Origin of the sequence: Porphyromonas sp. oral taxon 275 (genome assembly GCF_018127745.1) — a bacterium.
GTDB lineage: Bacteria > Bacteroidota > Bacteroidia > Bacteroidales > Porphyromonadaceae > Porphyromonas.
This window is the reverse complement of record NZ_CP072333.1, coordinates 411,547-423,612: the sequence shown is the minus strand read 5'-3', so window position 1 is coordinate 423,612 and position 12,066 is coordinate 411,547. Positions and strand designations below refer to the sequence as shown.

Below are 12,066 nucleotides of genomic sequence, written 5' to 3'. Positions count from 1 at the left end.
ACAAGGCTATCCGTGCGCTCTGCTCCACCTTGCGGCGGGTATGCAGGCTAAGGCTAGCCCTCGGTGACGCCTATATAGTCCGTAACGCCCGAGGTGGTGAAGCTCGCCATCTCGCGCAGCATACGCGCCGCCGAGTCGAGGATGGGGAAGGCGCAGATAGCACCTGTACCCTCGCCGAGGCGTAGCCCGAGGTTCAGTATGGGCTGGGCATCGAGGTAGCGCAAGAGGCGTGCATGCCCTGCCTCATCCCCTACATGGCCGTAGAAGGCGTAGTCCGTCACCGCGGGGGCAAAGCTCCGTGCCATCAGCACGCAGGCCGTCATGATGAAGCCATCGACGAGGAAGGGCGTACGCCGCTCGGCCGCGCGCAGCATCGCGCCCACGGTCGCCACCAGCTCATAGCCACCGAAATAGCAGAGCACGCTCCAGGCGTCGCCCGTCCCCGAGTAGCGCTCCACCGCGGTGCGGAGCACGGAGAGCTTGCGCTGCATGCCCTCATCATCGAGCCCACTGCCACGGCCTACACAGGCCTCCAGCGGCAGGTCCGTCAGGTAGTACATCCACAGCGCCGAGGAGGAGGTATTGGTAATGCCCATCTCGCCGAAGCTGAGGAGGCGGCAGCCACGCTCCAGCGCTTCGTCCACACAGCGCTCGCCGATCTCCAGCGCCTTCGTCGCCTCCTCCTGAGTCATCGCTGCCTCCCTCAGGTAGGAGCGGGTGCCGTGGCGGAGCTTGCGGTGCACTAGCCCCGGCTCATCCCCGAAGTCATGGTCCACACCCACATCCACCAGATGCAGGCGGAAGTCGTGCTGACGACAGAGGAAGCAGATCCCCGCCCCGCCGCGCAGCATGCTGTAGACAACCTGACGGGTCACCTCCTTGGGGCTCTTACTGATGTCCTCCTCCGCTATGCCGTGGTCAGCGGCAAAGACGAAGTGCTCCCGGGGGCTCAGCTCGGGGCGTAGTGTGTCCTGGATAGCAGCCAGCCGTGCGGCCAGCGCCTCGAGGCGCCCCATGGATCCGAGGGGCTTGGCGATGCGGTCGATGTAGCCCTGAGCCTGCAGGAGCGCCTGGTCACTCAGGGGCTTGATATCATAGTGTCTCATAGTTCCAGTTATAGGGGTGCGCCCTTGACGGGCACAGGGATGCCGCAGACCATAAGGGTCACGCGGTCTGCGCGCGCGGCGATATACTGATTGATCCAGCCCTGCAGGTCGGTGAAGCGACGCTGCACAGCGTCCATCGGGACACCGCCGAGGCCGATCTCATTGGTCACGAGGATGAAGTGCGCCTCCTGGGCGAAGAGATGCTCCAGCTCGGCCTTCATCTCCTCGAGAGCTCGGTCGATGTCCTGCTCGAGGTCGAAGAAGAAGTTCGTCGCCCATAGCGTCACACAGTCGATGAGCACGGTGCGGCCCGAGAGTGGGTGCCGCGAGAGGGCCTTCTCCTCCTCAATATTCGTCCACTCGGGACCTCGCCGCTCTTGGTGGCGGCGTACGCGCTCGGCGAACTCCTCGTCCCAGATGCGTGCCGTGGCGATATACACGGGCTGAGGGCTGAGGCATAGTGCCTCAGCCTCAGCATAGGCACTCTTGCCCGAGCGCTCCCCGCCGGTGATCAGATGTATGGTCGTCATGCCTTGGTCGTCGCCTCGGAGTCCTTGCCCCCGAGGATGTGCTCTAGCGTCTCGAGGGCTAGCGCGATGGTGGGTATATGCTGTATGCGGATGATGTGCCGACCCGAGCGCTGGACGAATTCGCAGCGTCTATTATTGCGCGCCACATAGCCCAGCAGACGCCCGAAGACCTCGGTGCTGTAGTAGGCGCTCTCGGTGTCGGCGATGAGGTGCAGGCTCATGGAGCCGCCCTTGAGGACGAGCTTCTCGATGCCGAGGTGACGCCCGAGACGCCGCAGCTTCGGCACCTGGATGAGCGCCTCGGCAGCCTCGGGCAGCGGCCCGAAGCGGTCGATCATGCGCCCACGGAAGGCCTCCAGCTCCGCGTCCTCCGTCAGCCCGTCCAGCTCGCGATACAGGAGGATGCGCTCGCCGTCCTGCGGCACGTAGTCCTGGGGGAAGCTCAGCTCGAGGTCACTCTCTACCTGCGTCTCCACGACGAAGCGGTCGGCCGTCTCTGCCCCAGAGCGCTGATCCTGCTCGGCGTAGACCTCGGCGAACTCGTCGGCCTTGAGCTCGCGTATTGCCTCATCGAAGACCTTCTGGTAGGTCTCGTATCCCATGTCGGTGATGAAGCCGCTCTGCTCCGCCCCGAGCACGTTGCCCGCGCCGCGTTGATCGAGGTCCTGCAGCGCGATACGGATGCCGCTACCGAGGTCACTGAAGCTCTCGATGGCACGCAGACGCCGCTGGGCGTCCTCGCTCAGCCCCGACAGCGGAGGCGTCAGCAGGTAGCAGTAGGCCTTGCGGTCACTGCGCCCGACGCGGCCGCGCAGCTGGTGCAGCTCGCTCAGGCCGTAGTGGTGGGCGTCGTGGATCATGATGGTATTGGCGTTCGGCACGTCGATGCCGTTCTCTATGATCTTAGTCGCGACCAGCACGTCATACTCGTGTGCGGCGAAGGCGGTGAGGATCTGCTCGGTCTCCTTGGGCGCCAGTCGGCCGTGCGCCACGGCGATGCGCGCGTCGGGCACCTCACGCTGGATGAGGCCTGCCAGGCTCTCGATATTCTCGATGCGACTATTGACGAAGTAGACCTGCCCCCCGCGACTCAGCTCGTAGTTCACCGCCTCACGGATCACCTGGGGCGAGGTCTGACTGAGCATGGTCTCGACGGGGCGGCGATTGGCGGGCGGCGTGTTGAGGTTCGACAGGTCCCGTGCGCCCATCAGCGAGAACTGCAGGGTACGGGGTATAGGCGTGGCACTCATGGTCAGCGTATCTACGTTGACCTGCAGCTGACGCAGGCGCTCCTTGACGGCGACACCGAACTTCTGCTCCTCGTCAATGATCAGTAGGCCGAGGTCACGGAAGCGGACGTCCTTGCTCGTCAGGCGGTGCGTGCCGATGATGATATCTATCTTGCCCTCGGCTAGCTCCGAGAGCAGGGCGCGGAGCTCCTTAGGCGTGCGGGCCCGTGAGATATAGTCGATGCGGACGGGGAAGTCTGCCAGGCGCTTAGAGAAGGTACGGTAGTGCTGGTAGGCAAGCACCGTCGTAGGCACCAGTACGGCTACCTGGCGACCGTCGGTAGCAGCCTTGAAGGCCGCGCGTACGGCGATCTCCGTCTTGCCGAAGCCCACGTCCCCGCAGAGCAGTCGGTCCATGGGGAAGGCACGCTCCATATCGGCCTTGACCGCCGCTGTGGCCGCCGCCTGGTCGGGGGTATCCTCGAAGGCAAAGCTCGCCTCGAGCTCGTGCTGCAGATAGCTATCGGGGCTGAAGGCGAAGCCCTCGCTCTCGCGGCGCTCCTTATAGAGCTTGATCAGGTCGCGGGCGATGTCCTTGATGCGCTTCTTGGTCTTGTCCTTGATGCGCTGCCAGGCACTCGTGCCGAGGGTGCTCAGCTTAGCCTCGGACTGCTCGCCACCGGCGCGGTAGTGCGAGAGCTTGTGCAGGCTGTGGAGGTTGACATAGATGCTGTCGCCGCGGTTGTAGATGAGCTTGACGAACTCCTGCGGGCGGCCCTGCTGCTCCATCGTCACCAGGCCGTCGAAGCGCCCCACGCCGTGATCGGCATGCACCACGAGGTCGCCGCGGTGGAAGCTCTGCAGCTCCTTGAGCGAGAGGGAGACCTTGCCCGAGCGCGCCTTGTCGCTGCGCAGGCTGTACTTATGGTAGCGGTCGAAGAGCTCGTGCTCGGTAAGCAGCACCCAGCGGTGCGCCTCGTCGACGAAGCCCTCATGGTAGGTCGCCTGGACACGCTGCGGCAGGTAGTTCGGGGCGAGGTGTGGGGCGAGGAGCTCCACGACGCGCTCGTAGGCGCTGTCGCTCGAGGCTGCCAGCCACAGCTGATAGCCCGCCTCCTGCCAGTGGCGTAGCTGCGCCGCCAGCGCCGCATAGTCCTTACGGAAGTGCGGCGGGGCTGCCGTGGAGAAGACAAGGTCGGCGGCCGCACGGTCACTCGTTAGCTCGTAGCTGGCATGGCGTGCTAGCTCCTCCTCCAGGGCCTCGGGGGAGCACAGCATACGCTGTACCTCCTCCAGCGAGCGGAAGCCTCCCTCCTCCTGGTACACGGGGGCTGTCTGCCAGTTGGTCACGAGGCGTGCGCGCAGCCCTCCCCTACCCTTATAGAGGATACGTAGCCCCTCAGGCAGCAGCTCCAGCAGCGATACCGCGCCGTCCTCGGCCTGTCCTAGGTCGGGGCTCAGCGTCAGCTCCGTGAGGCGCTCCACCGAGAGCTGGCTGTCCACCTCGAAGAGGCGCAGGCTCTCCAGCTCGTCATCGAAGAAGTCCAAGCGGTAGGGCAGCTCGGAGCTAAAGGAATAGATATCGAAGATACTCCCACGGATGGCGAACTGACCCGGCTCGTAGACGTAGTCCACGCGCTCGAAGCCCCAGCCCAGCAGCCGATCGCGCAGCTCGTCGCGATCCACCAGCTGCCCCTGGCGGAGCGTATAGCGCTCGTAGCTGGCCTCACGCATCGGCGGCACCAGCTCCTGCACCGCCTCGGGGTAGGAGATGAGGATGGGTAGGCGTCCGCCCTCCTCGCTGAGACGGCTGAGCACCATGGAGCGCAGCAGCACCTGCGCCTCGTCCCTATGCCCGTAGCGTAGTGCACGGCGGTAGGCCGAGGGGAAGAAGAGGACGGCCTCACGCCCCAGCAGCTGCTCGAGGTCGGAATAGAGGTAGCCCGCCTCCTCCTCATCGCGCAGCAGCACGAGGATCGGAGACTGCCCATGCAGCTCCGCCACCAGCGGGGCTAAGGCACTGCCATAGAGGCCAGAGATGCGCAGCACACCCCGAGGATCGAGGCGCTGCAGCTGTCCCTTCGCCGCCTGCGTCAGGTAGCTCGGGAAGTGGAAGCTCGGGAGGTCGAGCTCTTGTTTTCGTTTCTTCACGCTACAAAGATACGGCAGTTCGTCCACCAGCGGCTCCCCGCACGGGCAGAAGGGCGAACGAAGGAGGCTTCGCCCGCAGCTCGCTCCTTCTGTCGCTGAGCTGCTAGCAGCTACTCGGGGCGCTCACTCTAGGCTTCACCCTCGGGCGAGGGCGAAGCCTCAGCGCTCTGACTGATACCCATCAGCACGCCGATGGGTATCCCTCGGCCTAGCTGACTGATATCCCTGAGGAGCGCTGATGGATATCGGTCAGGAGCGCTCGCCCTTCGCAGCTAGCGGGCGGGCAGCCTAGTGGGCCTTCTACTCCACTTAGACTAAGGGAAGCCAGCAAAAGACTTCGCCCCCAGCTGTCCGCTATACGGTGGACAGCTGGGGGCGAAGGGAGAGGCGAAGGAGGCACTAGGGCTCACGCTCCTGCCTGCGGGCTAAGCACCCAAGCCTAGAGGGTCTTGAGGTACTCGACGAGGCGCTCGGCGTGTGCCTTAGCCTCGGCAGCGACGTTGAGATTGGTCAGTGCCAGCTGTCCGTAGAGGGGGAAGGCGCCAGCGTACTCCATACGGCAGAAGGCTGCCGTAGCGATCAGCGCAGCCTCTGCATTCTGATGCAGACCACCGGTGTAGACCTCGGCAGCCGCACCTGTCGTATAGCTGTGGACGAACTTCTTCCCTGCGAGCTTGAAGCTATCATCGCCGTAGGCAAAGCCGTACTGGAAGACTTCGTCCATGTAGCGCTTCATGAGCGCGGGCGTGGCGAACCAGAAGAGGGGATGCTGGAAGACGATGACGTCAGCGGCCACGAGCGCTGCCTGCTCGGCGGCCACATCAATGGGGCGATTATCGGGATAGAGCTCCTCTAGGTTACGGACGGTGATGCCGGGCTGTGCCTCGAGCACCTCGAGGATGGCCTTACCAGCGTGGCTCTGACTGTGGTAGGTGTGCGAATAAATGACGAGTACGTTCATTGGGAATATATCTTGAGTTACTTAGGCCCTGACTTAGGGCCTACTTATATAGAGGTAACAGCAGGCGAGGGACTTTGTTCTCGCTTGGCACAAAAAAAGCGCAGCGCCCCGACCGCGAGGGTCGAGACGCTGCGCCTAGGTCTTATGCTATAGGGGCGGGCCTACTTCTTGAGGCGTGCCAGGATCTTGCTCGCCGAGTCAGAGAGCAGGACGACAGCACCCGCGAGGATAGCCGTATCCTTGATCACCAGACGGCCAGCACCCGAGAGGAAGGGGAAGCCATTGGCCCACTCACCAGCGGCCAGAGCTTCGGGCGAAGCGCTGACAAAGGTCTCGGGCGTCGTGACGAGGAAGCTGAGGGTACCGATCGTCATGATGATGCACAGCAGCTCACCGACAATGCCGAGGTAGGGGCTGAAGAGGCCGAGGAAGACCAGGATACCGATCGTCATGATGAGGATACCGAGGCCGTGCGAGAAGAGGTAGGTACGGTTCTCGACGTGCCAGTCATGCTTGGCCTGATCGTACTTGCCCTCGGGGACCTTGTTGAGGGTGTACTCCTTGACGACCTTGCCTTCGTCGGTAGTGACCTCATTGCTAGCGTTCTTGAGGAAGAAGCTCATCAGTGGGCTGTTGGCCACAAAGGGGATAATACCGTTGGCCTCGTAGTTGGCGAACTTCAGACCACCGATCCAGACGAAGATGATGAGGATGGCGACACGGATGAGCTTCAGGCCGAGCCCGCGCAGCTTACTGGCGCACTCGAGGAAGGATAGGAATGCAGATTGCATAATACTTAGGTGTTGATTAGTTGTTGTATTGATTACTTGCTTACTCCTTAGTAACCAGAGAGGGAGGTGATGGTTCAGTAGGGAGGCCTTTAACCCAGTAGATAGGCCTCCGTCAAGCGCCTGTAGTCAGCGCTCGGTGAGCCGTCCGGCTCCTGCAGGACGAGCTCGCTACGGAGGCAGGGCTGGTAGCTCGTGAGCTCGGCGATGGGGCGCCAGAGCGTGAGGCTACGCACGGGGCGAGCGGGGCGCGAGGAGACGGCGACCCACTCCGACAGGTAGAGGCCGCTCCTGACGGCCTGCTGCCGCAGTGCCTCGAGCTGCTCGGCAGGCGTGATGAGGGCGAGTGCTCCACCGCGCTCCAGGAGGTGGGTTGCATAGCCTAGCAGTAGGGCGGGAGAGAGGCTCCCCCCGAGCGTGTGGCGCGCCAACGCTCGGCTCGCCTCGGGGGCTAGCGTCGTCTCGGTATAGTAGGGAGGATTGGAGAGGATGAGGTCATAGCGGGCAGGCTCTGCTGTCCTCACCGCGTCGAGGAAGTCCGTCTGCCGTAGGCGGAGGCGTGTGCCCCAGGGGGAGGCGGCGAAGTTCTCCGCCGCTTCGGCTACGGCCTCGGCCTCCAGCTCCCAAGCCTCGATCTCGGCCTTCGGGTAGCGCTGGGCGAGCATCAGGGCCAGCACGCCCGTACCCGTACCGACGTCGAGGATACGCCGCGGCGGGGTGAGACGCGCGGGCTGCCAAGCGCCCAGCAGCAGGGCATCCGTACCACACTTCTGCGCGGCCCGCCCCTGCCTGAGCTCGAACTGGCGGAAGTGGAAGATCTCCGTGCTACTGGACATCCTCCTCAGGCTGGGACTCCTCTAGTCGGCGCAGCACGGCGTCCAGCTGACGGATGCGCCAGGGCTGGGGGTAGAGGTTGTTCGTACGGTTGCCCAGATGCTTGGCGAAGCCCAAGGGCGCACCTTGATAAGCGATGAGAACGAAACCGCGCGGCGTCTCGGGGGGCAGCGTCAAGGCTTCGCCAGCGAGGTAGCGCAGGCACTCCTCACGTGTCAGCTCCACACGGGGGAAGGCCTCCTGAGCGAGCAGCTGGCTCAGTGCCAGTGCAGGCTGGGGCAGCCAGTCACGCCCCTTGAGCTCGGCCACCTGCAGCCCCGCGCTCAGCACGGGGATACGTAGCGCCTCGAGCTCCTCTAGGAGGCGGGCGGTGGGAGCAGGCAGTGCCAGCAGCCGCGTCTCCTCCAGCGTGCGCCACTGCAGCTCGGGGATGGGCTTGAGCCACGGGAGGAGCTCCTTCGGGGGCTTGACGCTCGCGCTACGCCCCGCCTTGGTCGCCTTGCCCTTACGTGCGGTGGAGGGCCTTGACGTCCCTTCGGCGGCAGGCTTGCCGAGCAGCGCGAGGAAGAGCCCCTCCCCACGTGTGCGGTGCGGCATCATACGGTAGCAGGGATAGGGACTGAGGGCTGAGGGTGCGACGAAGGGCTCCAGCGCCTGCAGCCCGAGCGGCTCGGCGCCGAGCTCCTCCACGAGGTAGGCTACCTGCGCCTCGTCCTCCTGGCCGTTCAGCGTGCAGGTGCTGTAGACCAGCAGCCCGCCTGGGGCGAGCGCCGGCCATATATCCTCGAGGATGCTGCGCTGTAGGGCAGCGCACTGACTGACCAGCTGAGGCGACCACTGACGCCGTGCCTCCTCGTCCTTGCGCATCATCCCCTCGCCCGAGCAAGGGGCATCCACGAGGATGAGATCATAGCTGGAGCGCATGCGCCCCAGGCTCGCAGCGTCCGTACTGGTGACGATGCTGTAGGGCGAGCCCCACTTCTGGAGGTTCTCCGTAAGGATATGCGCGCGGCTGCGGACGTACTCGTTGCTCACGAGGGTACTACCCGCGGGGAGTAGATCCAGGAGCAGCGTGCTCTTCCCCCCAGGGGCGGCACAGAGGTCGAGGGCTACTAGGGGTTCCTCTCCGAGGTAGGGGCTGATGGCGGCCAGCGTCATGGAGGAGGCCTCCTGCACGTAGTACTGCCCCGCATGCCAGAGGGGATCGGCGGTGAAGCTCGGGCGGCGGCTGAGGTAGTAGCCGAGCCCCTGAGACCAAGCTACGAGCCCAGCGAGCGGGAGCTCGGAGGGCAGGGCGGCGCACTTGGCCGCATTGCGGCGCACAGAGACCGAGGCCTCTCCCTCGAGCGCGCCCAGCAGCGCCTCGGCCTCCTCAGGCAGGAGCTGCTGGATGAGCCGAGCGAACTCGGCAGGTAGCGGCGTAGTCAGCGGCATAGGCTTAGCGTCCGATCAGGAAGATGGTAGGCACCTTATGAATGTCGGGGATGTGCCCGCGCCACTGGCTGAGACGGCGTGTCTGCAGCAGCTCCCCCTCCCCCGTCAGCCCCGAGGCGATGCAGAGGAGCGTATCGCCCGAGCAGTGGCGGATCAGCTGCTCCACCAGCTGTACATTGCGGTAGGGCGTCTCGATGAAGATCTGCGTCTCCCCTGTGGAGCGCAGGCGCTGCTCCAGCTCGTGCAGCGTACGGCTACGCTCGGCCTCCTCGATGGGCAGGTAGCCGCGGAAGGCGAAGCGCTGCCCATTGAAGCCCGAGCCCATCAGAGCCATCAGGATGGAGCTGGGCCCGACGAGTGGGACGACGCGCAGCCCCTTGCGCTGGGCTAGGGCCACGACATCCGCCCCAGGGTCCGCGATGGCGGGACAGCCTGCCTCGGAGATGATGCCCATGTCCTCTCCGCGTAGGGCGGGCTCTAGGTAGCGCGCCAGCTCCTCGGCGGGGGTGTGCTTGTTCAGCTCGTAGAAGGTGCAGGCGTCGATATCGATACTGCGGTCGGCCGCCTTGAGGAAGCGGCGTGCCGAGCGTACGTTCTCCACGATGAAGTGCCGTAGTTGGGGCAGCAGCTGTCTATTGTACTCGGGCAGGCAAGTCTCGTGGGCTACGTCAGCCAGCGGTACGGGGATGAGGTAGATCATAGAAGGGGTAAGTGGCAGGGAGGTCTAGAGGCTAGCGCCCTGACGCAGGCGCTGCGCCAAGAGGATGGTCTGCTCGAGGTAGGGTAACTCCGCACGTAGATAAGGGGCGAAATCCAGCTGCTCGAGCTGCGCGGTGATGTGCTCCAGCGGCCACCAGCGCCCTTGCTGCGGCTGACAGTCTACGAGCAGCTGGCTGGGCTCAGCGATGTCGACGGCGTAGAGGTAGACGCTGAGCGGCTGCCTCTCTAGCGTCTCATGGTAGTGCAGGAGGAAGCGCGGGCGGGCTCGGCGTACGCCGCAGAAGCGCTGATCGATCAGCAGCTGCGCCAGCGCCTCGGGGCGGCAGCCCTCGGTGAGCCAGCTGACGAAGGGCGTGTCATAGCCCGCGGCAATCGGCAGCTGCTCCCGCTCGGAGTGCTCCAGGTAGAGCATGTCGCCTGTGGTAGCCATCAGGCGCACCACGGGCAGGCGCCCCTGGTCGCTACGCGCATCAGTCAGCGACACGCGCCCCAGCTGCTGCTGTTGGTCGCCCACTACGGGGATCCACTGCTCGCGGTCTAGGCGCTTATTGACCCACAGCAGGTGCAGGGACTCGAAGGCATAGACGCCCCAGGTGAAGAGCGCCACGAAGATCGCGAAGTACTGCAGTAGCTCGCCCCACTCCACGGGGCAGAGGTGGACGCAGGTCGAGATGGCACAGAGCGTCACCAGAGAGAAGGCGATGAGGATGCGCTCGAAGCGTAGCCGCTCCTCTCTAAGGATGCGCGTGCGTATGCAGCCACAGCTACGCGTACCCCAGCGATCCCGTCCCCAGCGATAGATCCCAGCCACGAGGCTGCTGGTGATGTAGCTGAAGAGCAGCAGCGACTGCAGCCACAGAGGGTGCTCATAGAAGTCATCGAAGCTGAGGACCAGCGTCGCCCAGAGCAGCAGGACGAAGAGCGAGCGCCCCACACTGGGACGATTGGCCGCGAGCCCCCCCACCAGCCACAGCAGCAGGATGCCAAGACCCAGGCCAAGGGCTGCCCCTAGGAGCGCCAGCAAGGGCGAGAGGAAAAGGCTCAGCACCAGCCCCACGGGGAGCGTGAAGAACTCCGTAGGCAAGGGGAGCTGCATCAGCCCGAGGCGGCGGCGTAGGGCGTAGAGATATCTGCTTTGCTTCGTCATGTATAGCTATAACAAGCCTTGGGGGGCAGGGTTCAGTTCGCCCCCTCCACGCGGCCTCTCTTAGCCCGAACTCCTCGTCACCTTCGACCGAAGCGAGCTGCAGACCAGCCCGCGCCTTGGCCTCCCCGCTCATCCAGCGAAGGGACGAAGCTCCCCCGCGAAGTGCTATCCCAAGGGGGAGGCCTCTGAGGGATATCAGTCAGCGAGCTCAGGGACGTCCGTCAGCGCCGCGAGGGATAGCAGTCAGAGGGCTGAGGGATAGCAGTCAGCACCCTCACCTCGGGCGATCGCCTCGCCCGCCCTTCGTCCGCCACGCTCTGGAGCCCTCCCTGCGCGCAAGGCCTGCCGCCTAGTGCTAGCGCCCAAAAGGAAGCGGGGCGAGCACCCTGATGGATGCTCGCCCCGCTCCTATAGCTGAGCTCTGGAGTGCCTAGTAGGGACGGACCCCCTCGGCACGGCGGTCGTAGCGCTTGCCCACGACCTCCCAGTCGATGATACGCCATACCTGCTTGAGGTGCTCGGCACGGCGGTTCTCATAGTCTAGATAGTAGGCATGCTCCCAGATGTCGATCCCGAGGAGGGGCGTCAGCCCACGTACTACGGGGTTGCCCGCATTGGGCTCCTTATCGATGTAGAGCTTGCCCTCGGCGTCGCAGGCCAGCCACAGCCAGCCCGATCCGAAGATAGAGACCCCTGCCTGCTCGAAGGCCTTCTGGAAGGCCTCGAAGCTCCCATAAGACGCCTCGATCATCTTGGCCAATGCTCCTACGGGCTTGGTCGCCTCGGCTGTGGCAGGGCGGAACTGTAGGAAGTAAAGGTTATGATTGAGCAGCTGACCCGCGTTGTCAAAGATAGCCCCCGAGCTGTAGCGCACCAGGCGCACCAGGTCCGAGCCCGGCATGCCCGACTCCTTGAGGAGGCTGTTCAGCTTGGAGACGTAGCCCGCCAGGTGCTTGCCGTGATGTAGCTCCACCGTGCGCTTGCTGATGACAGGCGCTAGGGCATCGCTGGCGTAGGGTAGCTTGATGAGCTCGTAGCTCTGGGTAGTGGCGGGGCTCGTCGTCTGCGCCTGCAGCGTCGAAGAGGTGGATAGAGGTAGCCCGAGGCTAGCCAAGAGTAGGGTCAGGAGATATCGTCTCATTGAGTTAGGGGATTGTGATGTGTGT

The 12,066-nt window shown here is 64.5% G+C and carries 10 protein-coding genes; all 10 read right to left on the bottom strand.

Features of this window, described 5'->3' with window-relative positions:
- Nucleotides 1-53: 53 nt before the first annotated feature.
- The 10 genes from cobT to J4862_RS01530 all read right to left on the bottom strand — a co-directional run bounded on the left by cobT (nt 54) and on the right by J4862_RS01530 (nt 12,041).
- Nucleotides 54-1,106, bottom strand: coding sequence for a nicotinate-nucleotide--dimethylbenzimidazole phosphoribosyltransferase (gene cobT / locus J4862_RS01575; RefSeq protein WP_211788997.1), 1,053 nt, complete (start codon nt 1,104-1,106; stop codon nt 54-56).
- Between the two features lie 8 nt (nt 1,107-1,114).
- Nucleotides 1,115-1,636, bottom strand: coding sequence for a bifunctional adenosylcobinamide kinase/adenosylcobinamide-phosphate guanylyltransferase (gene cobU / locus J4862_RS01570; protein WP_211788996.1), 522 nt, complete (start codon nt 1,634-1,636; stop codon nt 1,115-1,117).
- Nucleotides 1,633-5,016: a transcription-repair coupling factor gene (mfd, locus tag J4862_RS01565; RefSeq protein WP_249107434.1), complete on the bottom strand. Its 3,384-nt coding sequence runs from the start codon at nt 5,014-5,016 to the stop codon at nt 1,633-1,635. Before mfd ends, cobU begins: the two co-directional genes overlap by 4 nt.
- 439 nt (nt 5,017-5,455) lie before the next feature.
- The gene (locus J4862_RS01560; RefSeq protein ID WP_211788995.1) at nt 5,456-5,977 is read right to left on the bottom strand and encodes an NAD(P)H-dependent oxidoreductase; all 522 of its coding nucleotides are present in this window, start codon (nt 5,975-5,977) and stop codon (nt 5,456-5,458) included.
- A 161-nt stretch (nt 5,978-6,138) separates the two neighbouring features.
- Nucleotides 6,139-6,768 (bottom strand): DUF417 family protein, encoded by a 630-nt coding sequence (locus J4862_RS01555; RefSeq protein ID WP_211788994.1) that lies wholly within the window; start codon nt 6,766-6,768, stop codon nt 6,139-6,141.
- Nucleotides 6,769-6,857: 89 nt separating this feature from the next.
- Entirely contained in the window at nt 6,858-7,601 is a 744-nt protein-coding gene (locus J4862_RS01550) for a tRNA1(Val) (adenine(37)-N6)-methyltransferase (protein ID WP_211788993.1), read from the bottom strand.
- Nucleotides 7,591-9,033, bottom strand: a complete 1,443-nt coding sequence (locus J4862_RS01545; RefSeq protein ID WP_211788992.1) for an RsmB/NOP family class I SAM-dependent RNA methyltransferase — start codon at nt 9,031-9,033, stop codon at nt 7,591-7,593. The genes J4862_RS01550 and J4862_RS01545 overlap by 11 nt, the downstream gene beginning before the upstream one ends.
- 4 nt (nt 9,034-9,037) lie before the next feature.
- The gene (locus J4862_RS01540; RefSeq protein ID WP_211788991.1) at nt 9,038-9,733 is read right to left on the bottom strand and encodes an SAM-dependent methyltransferase; all 696 of its coding nucleotides are present in this window, start codon (nt 9,731-9,733) and stop codon (nt 9,038-9,040) included.
- A 24-nt stretch (nt 9,734-9,757) separates the two neighbouring features.
- On the bottom strand, nt 9,758-10,900 hold the full coding sequence (locus tag J4862_RS01535; RefSeq protein ID WP_211788990.1) for a hypothetical protein: 1,143 nt from the start codon (nt 10,898-10,900) through the stop codon (nt 9,758-9,760).
- A gap of 430 nt (nt 10,901-11,330) precedes the next feature.
- Entirely contained in the window at nt 11,331-12,041 is a 711-nt protein-coding gene (locus tag J4862_RS01530) for a superoxide dismutase (RefSeq protein WP_211788989.1), read from the bottom strand.
- Nucleotides 12,042-12,066: the final 25 nt, after the last annotated feature.